The 19,580-nt window shown below is 72.1% G+C and carries 15 protein-coding genes; all 15 read right to left on the minus strand.

Annotated features, from left to right (window positions below):
• Positions 1–102 precede the first annotated feature (102 nt).
• Positions 103–3,645 carry a UvrD-helicase domain-containing protein gene (locus H6A23_RS08070; protein WP_353653038.1) on the minus strand — a complete coding sequence of 1,181 codons (3,543 nt, stop codon included), beginning with the start codon at positions 3,643–3,645 and terminating at the stop codon, positions 103–105.
• Positions 3,642–6,905: a PD-(D/E)XK nuclease family protein gene (locus H6A23_RS08075; RefSeq protein WP_204831682.1), complete on the minus strand. Its 3,264-nt coding sequence runs from the start codon at positions 6,903–6,905 to the stop codon at positions 3,642–3,644. Before H6A23_RS08075 ends, H6A23_RS08070 begins: the two co-directional genes overlap by 4 nt.
• 67 nt (positions 6,906–6,972) lie before the next feature.
• Positions 6,973–7,269, minus strand: a complete 297-nt coding sequence (locus H6A23_RS08080) for a YerC/YecD family TrpR-related protein (RefSeq protein ID WP_204831683.1) — start codon at positions 7,267–7,269, stop codon at positions 6,973–6,975.
• 145 nt (positions 7,270–7,414) lie between these two features.
• Positions 7,415–7,978: an elongation factor P gene (gene efp / locus H6A23_RS08085; protein ID WP_075280558.1), complete on the minus strand. Its 564-nt coding sequence runs from the start codon at positions 7,976–7,978 to the stop codon at positions 7,415–7,417.
• A 140-nt stretch (positions 7,979–8,118) separates the two neighbouring features.
• Positions 8,119–8,505 carry a DUF956 family protein gene (locus H6A23_RS08090; protein WP_204831684.1) on the minus strand — a complete coding sequence of 129 codons (387 nt, stop codon included), beginning with the start codon at positions 8,503–8,505 and terminating at the stop codon, positions 8,119–8,121.
• A 106-nt stretch (positions 8,506–8,611) separates the two neighbouring features.
• The gene (locus tag H6A23_RS08095) at positions 8,612–9,556 is read right to left on the minus strand and encodes a PTS system mannose/fructose/sorbose family transporter subunit IID (protein ID WP_204831685.1); all 945 of its coding nucleotides are present in this window, start codon (positions 9,554–9,556) and stop codon (positions 8,612–8,614) included.
• A gap of 18 nt (positions 9,557–9,574) precedes the next feature.
• Complete coding sequence (locus tag H6A23_RS08100) at positions 9,575–10,387, minus strand: PTS mannose/fructose/sorbose transporter subunit IIC (RefSeq protein WP_204831686.1); 813 nt, start codon at positions 10,385–10,387, stop codon at positions 9,575–9,577.
• A 13-nt stretch (positions 10,388–10,400) separates the two neighbouring features.
• Positions 10,401–11,396, minus strand: coding sequence for a PTS sugar transporter subunit IIB (locus H6A23_RS08105; protein ID WP_204831687.1), 996 nt, complete (start codon positions 11,394–11,396; stop codon positions 10,401–10,403).
• A 312-nt stretch (positions 11,397–11,708) separates the two neighbouring features.
• Positions 11,709–12,833, minus strand: a complete 1,125-nt coding sequence (locus H6A23_RS08110; RefSeq protein WP_204831688.1) for a M24 family metallopeptidase — start codon at positions 12,831–12,833, stop codon at positions 11,709–11,711.
• Between the two features lie 81 nt (positions 12,834–12,914).
• Positions 12,915–14,042 carry a 3-dehydroquinate synthase gene (locus tag H6A23_RS08115; protein WP_204831689.1) on the minus strand — a complete coding sequence of 376 codons (1,128 nt, stop codon included), beginning with the start codon at positions 14,040–14,042 and terminating at the stop codon, positions 12,915–12,917.
• Complete coding sequence (locus H6A23_RS08120; protein WP_286165912.1) at positions 14,039–14,584, minus strand: shikimate kinase; 546 nt, start codon at positions 14,582–14,584, stop codon at positions 14,039–14,041. The genes H6A23_RS08115 and H6A23_RS08120 overlap by 4 nt, the downstream gene beginning before the upstream one ends.
• Before the next feature lie 81 nt (positions 14,585–14,665).
• On the minus strand, positions 14,666–15,166 hold the full coding sequence (locus H6A23_RS08125; protein WP_204831691.1) for a YqeG family HAD IIIA-type phosphatase: 501 nt from the start codon (positions 15,164–15,166) through the stop codon (positions 14,666–14,668).
• Positions 15,167–15,177: 11 nt separating this feature from the next.
• The gene (gene mltG / locus H6A23_RS08130) at positions 15,178–16,488 is read right to left on the minus strand and encodes an endolytic transglycosylase MltG (protein WP_204831692.1); all 1,311 of its coding nucleotides are present in this window, start codon (positions 16,486–16,488) and stop codon (positions 15,178–15,180) included.
• A 9-nt stretch (positions 16,489–16,497) separates the two neighbouring features.
• Positions 16,498–16,911, minus strand: coding sequence for a Holliday junction resolvase RuvX (ruvX, locus tag H6A23_RS08135; protein WP_204831693.1), 414 nt, complete (start codon positions 16,909–16,911; stop codon positions 16,498–16,500).
• On the minus strand, positions 16,911–19,574 hold the full coding sequence (gene alaS, locus H6A23_RS08140) for an alanine--tRNA ligase (RefSeq protein ID WP_204831694.1): 2,664 nt from the start codon (positions 19,572–19,574) through the stop codon (positions 16,911–16,913). Before alaS ends, ruvX begins: the two co-directional genes overlap by 1 nt.
• Positions 19,575–19,580: the final 6 nt, after the last annotated feature.

Genomic DNA, 19,580 nt, shown 5'->3' on the forward strand with positions numbered 1-19,580 from the left:
GAGCGGAGGCTTGGCGACACCTTCTGCCGGAGAAACGTCGCCAGGCCCCCGCACGTTGACCGTGCGGGGGCCTGGCGACAGGTTGGGAGCGGGACGGGCACCCTATGGGAGCGGGACCCCTCCGCCGAACTCGTAGCGGGCCACGAGGGGCTCGCCGGGCGCGTCCGGGTCGTCGCGCTCCACGCAGACGAAGGCACACGCCACGCGCTCGAAGCCCTCGCGGAGCAGGACGCCGGCGTAGAACTCCGCCTGCATCGCGTGGCGACCGCGCACCTCCTCGGGCGTGAGCCCGGCATCTCCCGTCTTGTAGTCCACGACGAGGGCCCGTCGCGCCCCCGCGTCCGTGCAGAGCAGGTCGATGGCACCCTCGAGGTAGTCGCCGTAGGGCGAGTCCACCCGCTGGAAGAACGGCACCTCTGCGCGGACGAGCGGCCACGAGAGCGCCTCGGCGCGGACGGCCGACCCCTCCCAGCGCGCGAGCGCCGCGCGAAGGCGCGCCTCGGCGCGCGGCGAGAGGTTCCAGCGGCGGACCTGCGCGGACACGCGCGCCTCGCCGACGGCGCGCCCAGACTCGACCATCGCCTGGGCGAGCTCGTGGAAGGCGGAGCCCAGGTTGGTGGCGCGGTCGGCGTCCTCGGCCGCGGGGGCGCCCGCCGCCTCCGCCTCGCGCTCCTCGCGCGTGGGGAGCGCCCGAGGCGCCCCGTCGGCGGCGTCGAGCAGGGTGTGCACGCTCGAGTAGCTGAAGACCCCCTCGCGGGCGCGCCAGGTCCCGGGCGCTCCGGGGCGCGCCGCGGGGTCGGCCTCGTAGAGGTCGAAGGGGGCGGGCCCGTCGTCGGCCGGACGGGCCGCGTCGGAAAGCCCCCAGCGGGCGAGCTCGGCGGCGTCCGCCGGCAGCTCGCCGTCAAAGCCGGGAAGCGCGCCGTCCGAGCTGGCCGTGACGGGCGCATCGGCGCCCCTCCCCTGCCGCTCCACGACGACGCAGCGCAGTCGCGCCGGCGCGGACCCGCCGTAGTCCACCGCGCGGACGCCCGGCGCGCCGTCCCAGGGGCCGCCCGAGAGCGCCGCGAGCGCGGAGGCGGCAAGCGCCGAGGAGACGCCCCCCTTGCCGGACGCCGCGGAGACGCCCACCACGAGCGCCTCGCGGGCGCGCGTGAGGGCCACGTAGAGCAGCCGCGCGCGCTCCTGGGCCTCGGCGGCGTCGTCCGCCGCGCGCAGCGCGAGGTAACGCGCCGCGAGGGGCATCGGCCGCGAGCGGTCCGCGCCCTCCTCGAGCTCCTCGGGGTCCACGTCCGCGAGCCTGGGCGCCTCCGCCGGGCGGAGCACGAAGACGCGCCCGCCGCCCGCCGCGGGGCCGCAGGCGATCTGCGCCTCTCCGCGCGGGTTGCCCCAGCACTCCGCCACGGCGCAGACGCCGAACTCGAGGCCCTTGGAGGCGTGCACGGTCATGACGCGCACGGTGCCCTCCCCCGCCTCGCCCTCCCCGCCCGCGAGCGAGGCGGGCGGGACCTTGGACGCCGCGAGCCAGAGGTCGAACTCCGTGGCGGCGCGGGCGGCGCCGAGGCCGAGCTCGGAGGTGAGGTCGCGCACGTAGCGCACCGCCGCCAGGACGTTGGCCGCCCGGGCGAGCCCCTCCGGCCCGCCCGCCTCAAGGCGGGCGAGCCAGCCCGAGTCGCGCACGACGTCGGCCACGACGTCGGCCACGGGCCGGCGGCGCACGTCGTCGAGCGCGCGGGCGAGGACCTCGTGGGCGCGGGCCAGGCGCTCGGAGGGCGCGGCGTCGCGATAGAACGCCATGTCGGCGAGGCCGCGGTCGATCGTGCGCTTGGTGGGGGCGTCGAGCTTGACCTGGGCGCGCGTCCCCAGCTCGCAGAAGTCGTTGGCGTCCAGGCCGAACATCTCGCTCGCGAGCAGGGGGAAGAGGCCCGACTGGGTGTCCGCGGGGTTGGCGAGGGCGTGGAGCAGCGCGCGGACCACCTTGACCTCGTCGGTGGAGGTGAAGGTGGAGCCGCCCGTGACCACGCACTCCATCCCGCGCGCGCGGATGGCGTCGATGTAGGCGTCCGCGTGCGTGGTGACGCCGAGGAGCAGCGCCATGTCGCCGGGCCGCTCGCCCGCGTCGCGGTAGCGCGCGAGGGCGTCTGCCACCTGCGCCGCCATCGTCGCGGTCTGGTGGCGGGTCGCCCGGCCCGACTGGCCCTGCCCCGCGCAGACCTCGATGTCGATCCGCGGCAGCTCGCGGGCGCGATAGCGGTCCTTGCGCGTGGGGCTGTCGTCGAGGTGCATGAAGTCGGGCATGGCCCCCTGGCCCGGCGCGCCGCCGGCGCACACGCGCTCCACGAGCGCGAGCACGTCCGCGTGGCTGCGGTAGTTGGTGTCGAGCCTGACCACGTTCCTCTCGTCCACCTGGGCGCCGCGCCCGCGAAAGACGCCCACGTCGGCGCCGCGGAAGCGGTAGATCGACTGCTGGGCGTCGCCCACCGTGCAGAGATGGCGGGCGCCCTGCCCGGAGAGCAGGCCGATGAGCTCGAGCTGCATCTCGTCGGTGTCCTGGAACTCGTCCACCATCACGAGCCGGAAGCGCCCGGCGTACGCGCGGCGCACCTCCTCGTGGTCGCGCACGGCGAGAAGGGCGAGCCGCACGAGGTCGTCGTTGTCGAGGCAGGCCTGCTCGCGCTTGAGCTCGTCGTAGCGGGCGCGGACCCGGCGGGCGAGCTCGAGGAGGCCCTCCGCGAGCGGCGCCACGCGCGCGAACTCGGCCTCGGCCCGGGCGAGGGCGAGCGCGGACTTGGCCGCGGCGACCTCGCCCTTGATCGCGCCGCGCGCCTGGGGCAGGGAGACCTCGGAGAGCGCCGCGGAGACGGCCTCGGCGGTGAGCTCCGCGGGGGACGCCCCCTCCAGCCGGCGCAGCGCCTCGAGGGAGGGCCCCACCTTCGCGGCGGCGGCCGCGGTGAGCCGGAGGGCGCCGAGCTCCTCGACGCGCATCGTCAGGTCCCGGAGCGCCGCGGCGACCGAGCCGGGGTCGCGGGGCGCCGGCGCGAGGTCGTCAAGCCCGCCCGGGAGCGACCCGCCCTCCCGCACGAGGCGCTCGACGAGCCCCATCGCCCCGGTGTAGCCGCCCTGGGGCGCGGAGGTCCCGAGCTCGAACTCGGCGAAGACGGGGGCGAGGGCGGCCTCGCCGCGCGCGGCGCGCATGACGTCGTCCATGGCGCGCTCGAACAGGGCCTGCTGCCGCGAGTCGGCGACCACCGAGAAGGACGGGTCGAGCCCGAGGTCGAGCGCGTGGCGGGAGAGGATCCTCCGGCACATTCCGTGGATCGTGGAGATCCAGGCCTCGTCCACCGCGAGCGCCGCCTCCCCCATGCCCGCGCGGCGCAGGGTGGAGCGCACGCGCTCCTTGATCTCGCGCGCGGCGGCCTCGGTGAAGGTGATCACGAGCACCTGGTCGAGCCCGTCGAGGAAGGGGGCGCCGCCCGCGCCCGAGCCCGGCGAGAGCGCCCAGGCCACGCGCTGCGTGAGGGTGAAGGTCTTGCCCGAGCCCGCGCCCGCCTCCACGAAGAGCGGCTCGTCCAGGGTCTCGGCGATGATGCGCTGCCGCTCGTTCAGGCAGGAGAGGTCGATCGCGGGCGCCAGGTCCTTCTCGCTCACTTCCTGAGCCTCCTCTCGCAGTTGAGCACCGGGCAGAACAGGCACGCGTCGGCATCGACCGGCGCGGCCTCGATGTCGCCCGCGAGCATGCGGGAGATCGCGGCCGCGACGGCCTCCTCGCAGGAGTCGAGCAGGGCCTCCATGCCGCGCTCCCCCGCCCGGCCGAAGCCCTCCGCGCGCGGGACGCAGACCCGCTCGAGGCGCGCGGCCGAGGGCGCGCGGCCGCCGAAGACGTTCTCCGCGAGGTTCTCGTCCACGGCGCCGGCGAGCGCATGCCCGCCCTTGGTGCAGAGGTAGACCGCCGCGCGCACGGCGAGGCCGGGGAAGGCCCGGCGCACCACCTGGCCGTAGATGAGCGACTGCACGCGCCGGGGCAGCGCCGGGGCGCCGGGCGCGGGCCCGCCCTTGGGGAAGACGTCGTACTCCCGCGCAAAGCCGACGTCGGACTTGTGCTTGTAGTCGATCACCACCGCCTGGCCGTGGGCGTCCACGTCCACGCGGTCGATCGTGCCGGTGAGGCGCACGCCGGCGTACTCCACCTCCGCGCCGCCGCGGCCGAACCCCCACTCGAAGAGGCGCGGCTCGAAGCCCTCGAAGAGGCCCGCCTCGTAGTCGAGCAGCGTCGCGAGGTCGCGCCTGAGGGCGCGCAGCTGCCCGGCCTGCTGCGCGCTGTGGGCGACGAGCGCCTGCGGGAGCGGGCGGGGCCGCTTTTTGCCCATGAGCTGGTACTGGTGCGAGAGGTGCGCGTCGAACTCCTCCTCCAGCACGGCGCGGGCGCGCTCGAGCTCCTCGGGCGAGCGCGGGGCCGAGCCGGGGACGCGCTCGGCGGGAGCCGCCTGCGCGAGGGCGACGAGCTCCTCCACGCGCGCGCGGTACTCCTCCGACTGCATGGCGTCCGGGGACGCGGCGCGCAGGTCCTCGAGCACGTGCGCGCCCAGCCTGCGCTCGAGCGCGCGGGCGAGCAGGTCGCGGTGCGTGACCTCGAGGACGCGGTGGGCGAAGGTGCCCATCTCGGCCCCGGTGAAGCCGGCGTCGGCGTCGCGCAGGCGCAGCCGCCGCAGGCTGAACCACTTGTAGGGGCACTCGAGGTAGGTCTCTATCTGGGAGGCCGAGAGGAGCGGGCGCGCCTCCTCGGCCGGGATGCCCTCGGGCGGCGGCGAGACGAGCGGGCGGCTCGCGTCGTCGATCCGGCCGGCGGGGGCCGGCGTCTCGGAGCCCACGCGGGCGGGGGCGCGGCCAGTCGCCGCGGCGTTCTTCCCCACGGCCGTCTCCGACCCCATGCGCACGGACGCGCCGCCCAGGGCGCGGCGCAGGTCCTCCGCGCCCGCGTCCGCCGCAAGGCCGTAGCACGCGAGGAGCTCCGTCAGCATGACGGAGGGATAGGCGGGGCGGCCGTCGGCGCCGAAGAGCGGCCGCTCGAGCACCACGTGGGAGCGGGCGGCGGCGAGCGCGGCGCGGAAGGCGTCGCGCGCGGCGGGGAGCGCGTCCGGGCGGGGCTCCACGCCATAGGCCTCGAGCAGCGCCGACGCCACGTCGTCCGCCACGGGGACCGCGGACTCCGTGGAGGTCTGGCCGAGAAGGACGAGCGCGTCGGCCGAGCCGGGCGCGAGGGACGCCGCCGCGGACGGGGGGACGACCCGCGCGACGCAGCGGGCCCCCGGGGCCGCATGCTCGAGGCGCATCGAGGCGGGCTGCGCCGCGAGCGCGGCCTCGGCGACGGAGACGAGCTCCGCGAGGGGGACCGCCCCGGGCTCGGCGGGGTCTGCCGTGAGCCCGAGCTCCTTCAGGCACTTGGCCGCCGCCAGGACGGCCGAGAGGACGGCCGCCGCCTCGGGCGCGACGGGCGAGGCGGCGTCCTCGCCCTGCACGAACGACGAGAGGAGCTTGGAGGCCGCGGACCCGAGCCTGCCGCGCATGAGCTCGCGCGTGGCGGCCGCCACCTGCAGGGAGGTGTCGCGCTCGGACGAGAGCTGCTCGAGCAGCGCGACGGGGGTGAGCAGGCGGTTGGCGCGCCAGGAGGCGTCGAGCGCGCGGGCGCGGGCGGCGCCGACGTGGGAGATCTCCGAGAGGAGGAAGTCCGAGAGCTCGCGCGGCGGCCACCAGGACATGTCGGCGAGCGCCACGCGCACGCCGCCCTCCACCGGCTCCGCGGGAGGCCAGGAGCGGGCGAGCTCGGAGAGGCGCGCGACGGCGCGGACAAACTGGAGGTAGGCGCGGCCGCACTCGGTCTTATCCACGGGGAGGGTGAGCTGCGCGCGCACCGAGACCCCGCGCGCGAGGAGGCGCGCCGAGAGCTCGCGCCACGCGGCGGCAGCGTCCGGCGCCACGATGACGACCTCGGACGCCCCCTCGCCCGCGAGGCGCGCGACCTCCCGGGCGACGAGCTCCGCGCGCGCCGAGGGACCGGCGGGCAGCAGCACGCGCACGGCGCCCGTCGGGCGGCACGGGGCGCCCCCGGCCCGGAAGAGCGCGTCGAGAAGGGCGCCCAGCTCGCCCGCGCGCGCGACGGCGGCGCCAGCGTCGCCCGCCCGGGCCTCTCGGGCCTCGACGCCGCGAGCGCGGGCGAGCCGGCAGAGCTCCGCCGCGAGCGCCTCGCGCCCGGCGAGCGCGGGGCCCGCGCCCGCCCGGGACACGACCGTCACCTCGCCGCCTGCCGCAAGCCCGACGACGAGCTCGCGCACGGCCCGGGGCATCTCGGGAAACCCCGCGAGGACCATCCCGGGGGCCGCGACGCCCCCGTCCGCGAGCACGCCGGCGAGGCCCGCCATGACCTCGCACTCCTCGACGAGGCCGGCGGCCGCGAGCTCCTCCCGGTAGGCGCCGAGAAGCCCCACGAGCGCGCGCTCCGCCGCCGTCACGCCCTCGGCCGCAGAGGCGTCGGGCATCCAGGGCAGGCCGCGGCGCACGAGGCGGGCGAGCAGCGCGGAGGTGCCGGGCGACACGCGCAGGGGGCTTGCGGGGCGCGCGGCGGCGCGGGCGAGGACGCGCGCGCAGATGGCCTCGCGCGAGACGGCGTCTGCGACGCGCCGGCCGTCCCCCCACACCTCCCAGCGCTCCTGGGCCCAGGCGGAGGGGGTGGTGACGGTGACGCCGAGCGCGAGGCCGCGCGCGGCGAGCGTGCGCTCGGCGTCGAGCGCCTGGGCGAAGCTCGGGACGAGCAGCGCGGCGCGCCCGCCCGCCTCGAGCGCCTCTCTCAGCGCCCCCTCGACGACGGCTCCGACGAGGGGCTCCTCGGTTGTTCTCACGACATGCAGCGACATGCGGTCCTCACGGCTCGACGGTTCTTCTCGCCAGAAATCGTAGCGCAGCGCCCGGACGGAAACGACGTCACGCCCCGTCGCCGATGCGCGCGAGGACCGTCCGGTAGCCGCCTGCGGGGCCGTTGAGGCACTTGGAGACGCGCGACACCGTCGTCGACGAGGCCCCCGTCGCCTGGGAGACGTCCACGTAGGACGCGCCGGCGGAGAGCATCGAGGCGACCTCGAGGCGCTGCGAGAGGTCGTCGATCTCGCGCGCGGTGCAGAGGTCGGCGAGAAACGCGCGCGCCTCCTCGGGCGTCTCGAGGGAGCAGAGCGCGGCGAGGAGCCTCGTGACCTCGTTCTTCTCGGCTGCTCGCTCGTGCATTGGTCTCCCTCCTCGCGTCATGCCCCGCAATACTTTAGCGTAATAAAGCAATCTCGCAAGCGGGGCCCCGGACCCGGTCCCTCCCGCGCGAAAAAACGGCCGCCGCCCTGGGGCGACGGCCGTCATGGTTGCGCTGCGGCAGCTGCTACACGCGGCTCACGAACTTGCCGGTGCGGGTGTCCACCTTGATGCGCTCGCCCTGGTTGAGGTACATCGGGACCTGGATCACGGCGCCGGTCTCGATGGTGGCGGGCTTGGTGCCGCCCTGGACGGTGTCGCCCTTGAAGCCCGGGTCGGTCTCGGTGATCTCGGCCTCGATGAACATCGGGGGCTCCACGCCCAGAAGCTCGGTGTCGGCGTAGAGGAGCTGCGCGTTGTCGTTCTCCTTGAACCACTTGGCGTTGTCGCCGATGAAGTCGGCCGGGAGCTCCACCTGCTCGTAGGTCTCGTTGTCCATGAAGTAGTAGGTGTCGCCGTCGTTGTAGAGGTACTGCATCTCCTTGGTGATGAGCTGCACGTTCTCGAACTTGGTGCCGGCGTTGCAGGTCTGATCGATCACGCGGCCGCTCTTGAGGTCGCGGATCTTGTAGCGGACGAAGGCGCCGCCCTTGCCGGGCTTGACGTGCTGGAACTCAACGATCGTGTAGTACTTGTCGTTGATCTTGAGGCCCATGCCGTTCTTGAAGTCTGCGGTGCTGATGGTTGCCATATGGGACGCCTTTCTTGTCGTGCTGCATACGGGTATGTAGTCTAGCACCGTCGTGACGGGGGAGTTGCCGGCGCTCCGGCCCCGGTCACATATCTACCATGTGACCGCGGCCGGAGCGCCGGCAACTCCCCCGTCCCCCGTCACGCCCGGCGCGTGATGCGACGCCAGAGGCCGCGCAGGCCCGCCGTTATCACATCGAAGAAGTTGAGCGAGCGCACGACCTTCTCGTTGCCCACGTGGTCGCGGATGGCGCGCAGCGTGGCGTGGTTGTTGCGGGTGGAGAACGCATAGTGGCCGTTCTGCTTGGTGAAGATGGCGAAGCGCGGGATCAGCCGGCCGCCGAACATCACCGAGGCGGCCACGTGGTCGATCTCGTCCCAGGGAATCTGGATGTAGTCCTCGACGTTCTTCTCGTTGTAGTACTCGAACGCCCGGTCCCCCACCATGACGTTGCCATAGGAGGAGAGCCCCGAGAAGGACGACGCGGGGGTCGTGAGCTCGACCTTGGTGTTCTGAGATTGGGCCATCGTGGAAGCTCCTCTCCGTGGTACAAGAGCGGGGCCGCGCCCCGGAAGGTCATTGTGACACTTCCTGCGGGACGCGGCCCCGAGAAGTCGGGCCTGGGCCTGAGGCCTAGAGCAGGCCGATGAGGTGACCAACGATGCCGATGGCAAACATGCCGATGATGATGGCGATCGGGGAGACCTTCTTCTTGAGCAGCCAGCAGCACAGCAGCGTCACGCCCACGGCGGCGAGGCCGGGGATGAGGCTGTCGAGGTTGGCCTGGAGCGTGGTGACCTTCTCGACCTCAAGGCCGGTCGCGCCGAGCGAGGAGAACTGGGACAGCGCGCTGTGGATGGCGTCGGCAACGCCCTGGCCGCCGTTCTCGGCGGTCTCGGCGATGGCAGTCCAGTCGATGTAGGCGCCCTCGGACTGCGTGACCGTGGAGACGACCGGCGCGAAGGAGATGGAGACCCAGCGCTCCACCAGGCCGCCGATGACGAACATGCCGAGGATGGAGGCGCCCTCGGTGATCTTGCCCATCAGGCCGCCGGAGAGGTCCTTGGTGATGGAGGTGCCGAGCTTGTAGCCGAACTCCTGGGCGTACCACATGAACGCCAGGCGCATGATGTTCCACACCACGAAGAAGAGGATCGGGCCGAGGATGGAGCCGCCCATCGCAAGCGAGGCGCCGAGGGCGCCGAGCAGCGGGCGGGCGGTGAACCAGAAGACCGGGTCGCCGACGCCGGCGAGCGGGCCCATCATGCCGACCTTGACGCCCTGGATGGCGGTGTCGTCGACGGGGGCGCCGTTGGCGCGGTCCTCCTCGAGGGCGAGCGTGACGCCGATGACGGGCGACGACACGTACGGGTGCGTGTTGTAGAACTCCATGTGACGCTTGAGCGCCGCGATCTGGTCATCCTTGTTGGTGTAGAGCTTCTTGATGGCCGGGATCATGGAGTAGCACCAGCCACCGTTCTGCATGCGCTCGTAGTTCCAGGAGCCCTGGAGGAACTGGTGGCGCCACCAAACGGAGATGCGGTCCTTCTGGGACAGCGTGATCTTGTTCTCTGCCATGTGTACTCTCCTCCCTTCCTACTCGTAGTCGTCCAGGATGTCGCCCAGCGGGTCGCCCGAGCCGATGGCGCCGGCGCCGGACTTGGCGACGTCCTTGAGGCCCAGGTAGATGAGGGCCAGGGAGAGGCCGATGGCGCCGAGGGCGATGAGGGTGAGCTCGGAGATGGCGGCGAGGCAGAAGCCGAGCGCGAAGAACGGCCAGACCTCGTTGGTCGCCATCATGTTGATGACCATGGCGTAGCCGACGGCCGCGACCATGCCGCCGCCGATCGTCATTCCCTCGTTGAGCCACGCGGGCATCATGTTGAGGGCGCCCATGACGGCGTCGGACGGGATGAAGCAGAGGGCCGCCGCCGGGATGGCGATGCGGATGCCCTGCATGCAGATGGCGATGATCTGCCAGAGCTCGATGGCCGCGAAGTTGCCCTTGGCCGCCGCGCCGTCCTGGATGTGGACCACGGGGATGGCGAGGGTGCGGACGATCATCGTGAGGAAGAGGCCTGCCACGGACAGCGGGACGGCCACGGCGATGGCCGTGGAGATGGCCGTGGACTGGTCGGAGCCGCCGTTGATGGCGATGACCATGAGGATGGCGGAGGCCACCGACGCGAGGGCCGCGTCAGGGGCGACGGCCGCGCCGACGTTGGCCCAGCCGAGGGCCATCATCTGCAGGGTGCCGCCGAGGATGATGCCAGCCTCGAGGTGCCCGCTCACCAGACCGATGAGCGTGCACGCGACGAGCGGCTGGTGGAACTGCCACTGGTCAAGGATGCCTTCCATGCCGGCGAGGAAGGCAACGATGACAATCAGGATGATTGTGAATACCGACATGTTTCCCTCCTTCTTATGCCTGGGCTGCCAGCTCGGACTTGGCCTTGTTCATCATGGAGTCGAAGTTCTCGGGCGAGTCGGCGGGGACCTTGCGGACGTCGAACTTGATGCCCTTGGCCGCGAGCTTCTCGATGGTGTCGTAGTCGTCCTGGTCCATGGCGATGGCCTGGGTCACGACGACCTTGCCCACGGAGTGGGCCATCGAGCCGAGGTTGACCTCCTTGATGTCCACGCCGCCCTCGACGCAGGCGAGAAGGTCCTGCGGGGTCTCGAAGAGCAGCATCGCCTTGGTGGCGCCGAAGCGCGGGTCCTTGGCGACCTCGATCATCTTCTTGATGGGGATGACGTGGGCCTTGACTCCCGGAGGCGCGGCCTGCTGGATCATCGTCTTGCGCAGCTCGTCGTGGGCGACGCCGTCGGAGACGACGATGATGCGGTCGGGGTTGGTCTGCTTGGTCCACGTGGTGGCCACCTGGCCGTGGAGCAGGCGGGTGTCGACGCGGCACATGACGAACTTGATGTGCCCGTCGCCGAGGACGGTGCCCTCGGGGATGGCGCCGGTCGGGGCGGACGCCGGAGCCGCTGCGGCCGCGGGCGCGGCCTCGGCGGGGGCGAGCTCCTCGGGCTTGATGCAGACGCCGGCCTTGGCCTCGGGATAGATGGCCTTGGCGACGTCGGCGGCGGTGTCGGCGCCCATGCGCTCACCGTAGGCCGAGATGAGCATCGGCAGGTTCATACCGCCGACGGCGACCCAGGTCGGGTGCTCCTCCAGCAGGAGCGAGACCTGGTTCCAGGGCGTGCCACCCTGGAGGTCAACCAGGAACAGGACCTGCTCCTGGTCCTCGAAGCCGGAGACAGCGTCGAGGATCTTCGCCCTGAGGTCATCTGGCCCCATGTCGGGCGTGAGCGTCACGGCGGCAACGTTCTCCTGAGGGCCAAAGATCATCTGGCCGGACATCTTGATGCCCTCGGCGAACGAGCCGTGACTGGCTAGAACAATGCTAACCACCGCATACCTCCTTTTCCAAACGCGGACTCTTACCTAACGGACAGCAGTGCACGAAGCACTGGGTTCCCCCTGCACACTTTCTCCCCCATTGCTTCACGCACCGTCCATATTCTACCAACTTGTGAACAACTCGTGAAGGTGTCTCGTTAACATTTCCGACATCAACGGGGGCGCCTACTCGGGACGTCGTTCGGGGGCAGGCCCCTTCGCCTATTTGGGGACAGGCCCCTTTTAGGCAAGTCTCTGAAAAGACTTGCCTAAAAGGGGCCTGTCCCCAAATAGGCGAAAGAATGGGTGCCTTCCCCGCTGGCGCTATGCGTCCACCACCACGAGGTCGTGGGTGGACTCGGTGAAGGGCTCGAAGCCCGCCTCGGTCACGAGGCCAAAGTCCTCGAGGCGGATGCCAAAGCGCCCGGGCAGGTAGATGCCCGGCTCGATGGTCACGACCGAGCCGGCCGGCACCGGGCGGTCCCAGCGGCTGTTGAAGTTGGGGCGCTCGTGAATCTCGAGTCCCACGCCGTGGCCGAGGCCGTGGCCGAAGTTCTCCCCGTAGCCCGCCTCGGAGATGACGTCCACGGCGATCTGGTGGATGTCCCTGCCCACCACGCCGGCGCGCACGGCGGCCGCGCACGCCTCGTGGGCGCGGCGCACGACGTCGTAGACGCGGCGCTGCTCGTCGGTGGGCTCGCCCACGCAGACGGTGCGCGTCATGTCGGCGTGGTAGTCGCAGACGGCGGCGCCGTAGTCCATCACGATGAGGTCGCCGCGCTTGACGACGTAGGGGCCCGGCTGCGCGTGCGGGTTCGCGCCGTTGGGCCCGGCCGCGATGATCGTGCCAAAGGAGAGGGCGTCGGCGCCGTGGCTGAGCATGTAGTTCTCGAGCTCCACGCGGATCTCCTGCTCGGTCTGGCCCGCGCGGATGAAGCCGCAGATGTGGTCGAAGGCGGCGTCGGTCACGTGCTGCGCGCGGCGCATGAGCCCGACCTCCTCGGAGTCCTTCACCATGCGCAGGTCGCAGATGTCGGCGTGGAGGCGCGGCGTGAGGCACGCGACGGAGGCCGCGGCGAGCTCGGCGTTGAAGGCGTCGAAGAACGCGAGGTCGCAGGTGTCCTCCACGGCCACGACCCGGGCGCGCGCCGCGCAGACGCGCGCGGCCGCCCAGGCGGCGGGGGCGACGGCCTCCTGGTCGATCTCCCAGGCGCACCCCTCCCCGAGCCGCTCGAGGAAGGTGTTGTAGTAGCGCGAGTCCGTGTGGAGCCAGAGGCGCTCGGCGGTGACGACGGCCGTGTGGGCGACCTCGTCGTCGAAGGTGCGCTCGGCGCCGGTGAGCCAGCGCAGGTCGGGGTTGTTGCGCAAGATGACCGCGTCGTAGCCGCGCTCCGCCATGAGGGCGCGCAGGCGCTCCACGCGCCCGGCGCACGCCGTGCTGTCTGCCATGTTCTTCTCCTTAGTCTCTGAGGTGCTGTCGGTTGCCGCCCCCAGGCGGCGGGAGGGTCGAGAGGCGCGCGTTGCGCCGGGCTAGCTGGGGCGCGAGGCGCACCAGGCGCCGACGTGCTCGGCGAGGAGGTCGTCCGGCACCATGGAGAGGCGCACCCGGCCGAGCGAGCGGGGCAGCGCGAGCATGAAGCGGTTGGTGCGGCGGTAGCGCTCCTCGCGCATGGCGGCGATGAGGGCGTCGGCGTCCACGCTCGCCTCCACGGTGCCGAGGCCAAGGCGCTCGAGCAGCTCGTCCTGCGTGAACATGTCGTCCAGGGAGAGCTGGTCCTGGGCGGCGGCGAGGCGCGCCGCGAAGCGCATCCCGTCCGCGATCAGGCTCGAGGCGGGGACCTCGGGCCCCAGGAGGGTGCGCAGCGGGCGGGCGAGGTCCATCGCGTAGCCGATGGACTGCCGGGTGGAGACCGCCGTGGACGAGACCACCCGGCCGCGGCTCTTGACCGAGTCGAGGAGCTGCGCGAGCGTGGCGGCGACGTCGCCGGAGACGAGATCGTCCGTGGCGTCCCACAGGCGCTCGAAGGCCTTGTTGGAGTCGCAGGCGGCCGTCTGCGCCATGAGAGCGAAGGCAAGGCGCGCGGGCTCCCCCGCCGGGTCGAGGTCAAAGAGGCCGATGTCGATGATCGAGAAGCGCGCCGAGCCGTCCTGGACCACCATGCGGGGAAGCCCGGGCAGGTCGAGGGCGCGGGGCGTGGCCCCGGCGACGAGCGCGCTCGCGGCGTCGAGCGGGACCTCGGCGAGCGAGGTGCCGCCGCACCACGAGGAGCAGGCAAAGGAGGCCACCGAGAGCGTCTCGTAGCCGCCCACGGCGACGACGAGGTCGTCCGCGGTGATGTGCTCCTCGGCGAGAAGGACGTCGAGCGCCTGGACGCGCGCGAGGTCGCACGCCCCGGCCGGCATCTCGAGGGGACGGACGTCGAAGCCCTCGTCGGAGAGGTCGCGGTGGAGCGCGTCGACGAGGCCCGCAGGCGCGCCCGCCTCGCGCACGAGCGCGCAGGAGTGGGGCTTGCCGACGACCGAGCGCAGGTCATGCGCGACGTTCGACGAGATGCCGAGCCCTCCCCTCACGTCCATCGAGCCGCCGCGCAGGGTCACCCACTGGCGCTGCGGCCGGATCTCGGGCAGCTCCGCGGCCGCCGCCTCGTTCTCGCTCATAAGAGCCCCCTCTCCCAGAGCAGCTGCGCCGCCGCGTGGGCGACCTGCTCGAACGTCTTGTTCCTGATGTCGATGGTGACGTCGGCCGCCGCCTCGTAGAGCGGGCGGCGGTGCCGGTACACCCGCTCGGCGTGCTCGGCGGAGCCGAGGTCCGGCCGGCGCTCCGGGCAGCGAATCTGCCGGAGCGAGTCAGCGAGGTCGCCGTCGAGGTACACGACGACGCCCATCTCGTGCATGAGCGAGCAGTTCTCCTGCCGCTCAACGATGCCGCCGCCGCAGCTCACGAGCAGGGACTTCCGGCCCGCGAGCCGGCGCAGCTCGGCGGTCTCCGCGTCGCGAAACACCGCCTCGCCGTCGCGCGCGAATATCTCGGCGACCGACCTGCCGAGCCTGCGCTCGACAAGACGGTCCGTGTCCACGTGCGGGCGGTGGAAGAGGGCGCCGAGATTCCGGGCGAGGGTCGACTTGCCCGCGCCGAGAAACCCGACGAAGAAGATGTGGTCGCACCCCTCGTGAACGACGTATCCCCCACCCTGTACCAGCACCGAACCTCCCTTGCGCGACGTGCCGCCCTCGATTCTAGCAGGAGCCGCGCGGGCCTGTCCCCGAATAGGCGAAGGGCCTCACTCACCCTCGAAGGCGACGCCGCGCAGGGCAAGGCGCTCGAAGACGCGGAAGACGTGCGTGTACCAGAGGTCGCTTCGGGACTGCGGGCGCACGAGGATGGTGCGGACGCCGGCAAGGCTGCCGGCGGCGACGTCAGTGAAGACCTGGTCGCCAATCATGACGGTCTCGTCGGGCGTCGCGCCCATGAGGCGCATCGCGCGACGCAGGGCGAAGGGCGCGGGCTTCATGGCGTGGTCGACGCAGGCGACGCCGAGCTCGCGGGCCGTGCGGCCCACCTGGCTCGAGTGGAAGTTGTTCGAGACGAGGCAAAGCCCGATCCCGGCCTCCCGCGCGGCGTCGAGCCAGGCCGCGACCTCGGGCGGGGCCGAGGAGGCGTCGCGCGGGACGCACGTGTTGTCGCGGTCGAGCAGGACGAGCCGCACGTTCTTCTCGGCAAGCTCGCCCACGTCGACGAGGGGGAGCGAGGCCACGTAGCGCCAGGCGCGAAGAAGTCCCATGTCCTGCGGCCCTACGAGTTGTTGGCGATGGCCTGGAGGTGCTCGTCGTACGTCCTGCTGAAGGCGTACTCCGTCTCGCCGGCATCGTTGGTCCAGAAGAAGAAGTAGAAGTAGCCGCCGTCGACGTACTCCTGGTCGGGCGAGCAGACCGCCTGCAGGGACTCGAGGCCCGGGCTGCAGATCGGCGTCGGCGGCAGGCCCTGGTGCGCGTAGGTGCTGTAGGGGTCGGACTCGTCATGGACCTCGTAGGCCGAGGGGTCGTGCCCCACCGAGTAGGCGGTCGTGGCGTCGGACTGGAGGAAGCCGTAGTTGGGCTCGCCCATGTTGTCCAGGCGGTTGTAGAAGACGGCAGCCACCTGCGCGCGCGTGTTGGGGGTGGACTCCTTCTCGACGATGGAGGCGAGGTTCACCATCTGCGCGACGGAGAGGCCGTCGGAGGTGGGGTAGCTCAGGTCGAGCGTGGCGAGCTCGGTCTCAAACTGGTCGAGCATCATCCGGATGACCTCGTCCGCGGAGACCTCGGTGCTGGAGAAGCTGTAGGTCTTGGGGAAGAGGAACCCCTCGAGCGAGTCGTTCTGGACGCCCTCGAGGAAGGAGTAGTCGGCGACGTAGTTGGATGCCTTGGCCTGCGCGAGGAACTCGTCGGCGGTGATGGGCAGCACCTCCTGGACCGCGCCCGCGATGCGCGCGAGCGTGTAGCCCTCGGGGATGGTGAGCGTAATCTCCGCGTTGGGACCCGTCGTGAGCTGGTTGATGATGGAGGAGAGGTCGGAGCCGGCGGTGAAGGAGTAGCTGCCGCTCTTGATGCTCTGCTCGGCGTTCATGCGGCGCGCCTGGTTGAGGAACTCGCTCTTGTCCGAGATGAGGCCGGCCTCGTAGAGCAGGTCCGCGACCGCGGAGGCGCCCGAGCCCTCCGGGACGCTCACGGGCACGACGGTGCCCTCGGCAACCGTCTGCGCGTCGTCCGAGGAGCCGCCGGAGCCCAGGCTCGGCAGCACGACGAAGACCACCGCGAGCACGGCGGCCACGGCCACGAGGCCGAGCACGATGAAGGGCGCGCGGCTCCTGCGGCGGCTCCTGCCGCCGTGGTGCACGCTGCGGCTGCCGGCGCGCCGGGTGGCGGCGGCGGTGCGGCTCGAGACGCGGGCGCCCGAGAGGCCGGTACTCGCCGGCGCGCCGCCCTGCCGAGGCGCGCTCGCCTGCGCGCGCGGACGGGGCCGGGCGACGGGCTGGGCCGAGGTGCCCTGGGGCGCCTGCCCCTGGTCGCTCGCCCCAAAGTGAGACCCGCCATGCCGCGGGGTCCGGTTGGTGGGTGTTGCCATCGTGCCCTCTCAGTTGTGTCTGGCGTCAAGCCAGGATTGCAGAAACAGGCTCGCCGCGACCATGTCGACCTTGCCGCGCATGGCACGCTCGCTGAGCCCCTGTTCCCTCAGGATACGCTTAGCCTCGGCTGAGGACAAACGTTCGTCCTCAAACTCCAGGGGAAGCCCGCATGCGGCGGCGATGCGCTCGGCCTGCTCGCGCACGCGCGCCACCTGCGGCCCCTCCTCGCCCGCGAGCGTCATCGGACGACCGCAGACGAGAAGCTCGGGCTCCCAGTCCTCGAGCACCCGCCGGAAGCTCGCCGCGTGCGCGAGCACCTCCTGGGCGGGAAGGACGCAGACCGGCGAGGCCACGCGCCCGGCCGGGTCGCTCACCGCCACGCCCACGCGGGCCTCGCCGATGTCGAGCGCGAGCGCCCGCACTAGATGCCCAGCGCGGCGCGCGCGGCGTCGAGCGCGGCGTCGATGCCGGAGGCGTCCGAGCCGCCCGCCTGCGCCATGTTGGGCCGGCCGCCGCCGCGGCCGCCCACGAGGCCGGCGATGTCCTTGATGATGGCGCCCGCGGCAAAGCCCGCGGAGACCGCGCCGTCCGTGCCGCCGGCGAGAAGCGCGACCTTGCCGTCGGGCGTGGCGGAGGCGATGACGCAGGCCACCGGCTCGCCGCCCGCGGCGTCGCGGATGCCGTCCCAGGCCGAGCGCATCTCCTTGCCGGTGAGGCCGTCGATGCGGGCGACCACGGCCTTGTAGCCGTCGAGCTGGACGGCGGCCTGGTAGGCGTCCGCGACCTTCGAGGCGCCGGCGCCGGTCGTGGCGGCCTCGAGGGCCTTCCTGGTCTCACGCAGCTCGTGCTCGAGCGCGGCCACGCGCTCGGCGACGGCGTCCGGGCGGCACTTGAGCTTGGCCGCGACCTCGTCGAGGGCGAGCAGGCGCTCGTCCACGTACTCGATCGCGCCCATCGAGGTCACGGCCTCGATGCGGCGGGCGTTGGAGCCCACCGAACCCTCGGAGACGATCTTGAAGAGACCGAGGTCGGCGGTGTTCTTCGCGTGCGTGCCGCCGCAGAGCTCGCGCGAGAAGGGCGCGTCGGACTCGCCGGTGGAGACCACACGCACGCGCTCGCCGTACTTCTCGCCAAAGAGCGCGACGGCGCCGGAGGCCTTGGCCTCGTCGATGCCCATGACGCGGGTGACGATGGGCTCGGCGGCGAAGATCTCGGCGTTGACCATGCCCTCCACGCGGGCGATCTGGTCGGCCGTCATGGCCTCGAAGTGCGTGAAGTCGAAGCGCAGGCGGTCGGGGGCCACAAGGGAGCCCGCCTGGGAGACGTGGTCACCCAGGACCTTCTTGAGCGCGGCGTCGAGCAGGTGCGTGGCGGTGTGGTTGCGGCGGATGAGCTCGCGACGGCCGGCGTCGATCGCGGCGCACACCTCGTCGCCCACGGCGAGCGCGCCCTCCTCGACCTCAGCCACGTGGGCGTAGAGGCCGTTTTTGACCTTGGTGTCGGTGACGCGCAGGCGGGCGCCCGCAGCCGTCGTGATAGAGCCGGTGTCGCCCACCTGGCCGCCCATCTCGGCGTAGAAGGGTGTGGCGTCGAGGACGACCTCGACCTCCTGGCCCTGCTCGGCGCGCTCGACCTCGGCGCCGTCCGCCACGAGGGCGAGCACGCGCGCGGGGGCCTCGTCCCTGTCGTAGCCGCAGAACTCGGTGGCCGCCAGGCGGTCGGAGAGCGCGGTCCAGACGTCGTTGAAGGTGCCCCAGGCGTCGCGGTTGGCGCTGGCGCGGGCGCGCTCGCGCTGCTCGGTCATGCAGGCGTCGAAGGCGTCCATGTCGACGTCGTGGCCGGAGGCGGCGCAGATCTCGCGCGTGAGGTCGATGGGGAAGCCGTAGGTGTCATGCAGCTTGAAGGCCACCTCGCCGGGGAGCTGCGCGCCCTCGCCGAGCCGGGCGAGCTCGGCCGCGAGGCTCTCCTCGCCGGCGTCGAGCGTGGCGCCGAAGCGCTCCTCCTCGGCCGCGACGATGCCGTCGATGAGCGAGCGGCCCTCCACGATGGCCGGGTAGTTGTCGCCCATGAGGCGGCAGATCTCCTCGACGTAGGAGCCGAGGAACGCGCCCTGGATGCCAGCGAGGCGGCCGTGGTAGACGGCGCGGCGCAGAAGGCGGCGCAGCACGTAGCTCCTGCCCTCGTTGCCCGGCAGGATGCCGTCGCCGATCATGAACGTGACGGCGCGGGCGTGGTCGGCCACGATGCGCAGGGAGCGGTCGCGCGCGGCGTCGGTGCCGTAGGCATGGCCGGAGAGGCGCTCGCCCACGCCGATGAGCGTACTCAGCAGGTCGCCGTCATAGTTGGTGCCCTTGTGCTGCATGATGGCGGCGATGCGCTCGAGGCCCATGCCGGTGTCGATGTTGCGGTGCGGCAGCTCCGGCAGCGAGCCGTCCTCCTGGCGGTCGTACTGCGTGAAGACGAGGTTCCAGAACTCGAGGAAGCGGTTGCAGTCGTCGCAGCCGGGGCCGCACGTGGGCTTGCCGCAGCCGAACTCCTCGCCCTGGTCGAAGTAGATCTCCGAGCACGGGCCGCAGGGGCCGGTGGGGCCGGCCGCCCAGAAGTTGTCCTTCTCGCCGAGGCGCGAGATGTGGTCGTAGGGGACGCCCTGCTCGTGCCAGAGCTCGATGGCCTCGTCGTCGTTCTCGAAGACCGTCATGTAGAGGCGCTCGGGCGGCAGGCCCAGGTGCTCGGGGCCCGTGATGAAGTCATAGGCCCAGGCGATGGCGTCGGCCTTGGAGTAGCCGCCAAAGGAGAAGTTGCCGAGCATCTCGAAGAACGAGAGGTGCGTGGCGTCGCCGATGTTCTCGATGTCGTTGGTGCGCAGGCACTTCTGGCAGGAGCAGGCGCCGATCTCGGGCATGGTCTTGATGCCCTGGTAGTACTCCTTGAACTGGTTCATGCCCGCGTTGGTGAGCAAGAGCGACGGGTCGTCGGGCACGAGCGACGACGAGGGGTAGAGCTTGCAGCCCTTGCTCTCGAAGAACCGGAGGAAGTCCTCGCGGATCTCGGCGGTGGTCATGGTCTTGTAGTCGGCGGTGCTCATATCGCT

It is taken from the genome of Olsenella uli (genome assembly GCF_016900775.1).
Lineage (GTDB): Bacteria > Actinomycetota > Coriobacteriia > Coriobacteriales > Atopobiaceae > Thermophilibacter > Thermophilibacter uli_A.

Bases quoted from the DNA above. Each gene is read 5' to 3' on its own strand.
- H6A23_RS08115 (WP_204831689.1), bottom strand. From the start codon at position 14,042: ATGAGCGAGAACGAGGCGGCGGCCGCGGAGCTGCCCGAGATCCGGCCG.
- H6A23_RS08095 (WP_204831685.1), bottom strand. From the start codon at position 9,556: ATGGCAGAGAACAAGATCACGCTGTCCCAGAAGGACCGCATCTCCGTT.
- H6A23_RS08110 (WP_204831688.1), bottom strand. From the start codon at position 12,833: ATGGCAGACAGCACGGCGTGCGCCGGGCGCGTGGAGCGCCTGCGCGCC.
- H6A23_RS08125 (WP_204831691.1), bottom strand. From the start codon at position 15,166: ATGGGACTTCTTCGCGCCTGGCGCTACGTGGCCTCGCTCCCCCTCGTC.
- H6A23_RS08075 (WP_204831682.1), bottom strand. From the start codon at position 6,905: ATGTCGCTGCATGTCGTGAGAACAACCGAGGAGCCCCTCGTCGGAGCC.
- H6A23_RS08100 (WP_204831686.1), bottom strand. From the start codon at position 10,387: ATGTCGGTATTCACAATCATCCTGATTGTCATCGTTGCCTTCCTCGCC.
- H6A23_RS08090 (WP_204831684.1), bottom strand. From the start codon at position 8,505: ATGGCCCAATCTCAGAACACCAAGGTCGAGCTCACGACCCCCGCGTCG.
- H6A23_RS08080 (WP_204831683.1), bottom strand. From the start codon at position 7,269: ATGCACGAGCGAGCAGCCGAGAAGAACGAGGTCACGAGGCTCCTCGCC.
- efp (WP_075280558.1), bottom strand. From the start codon at position 7,978: ATGGCAACCATCAGCACCGCAGACTTCAAGAACGGCATGGGCCTCAAG.
- alaS (WP_204831694.1), bottom strand. From the start codon at position 19,574: ATGAGCACCGCCGACTACAAGACCATGACCACCGCCGAGATCCGCGAG.
- mltG (WP_204831692.1), bottom strand. From the start codon at position 16,488: ATGGCAACACCCACCAACCGGACCCCGCGGCATGGCGGGTCTCACTTT.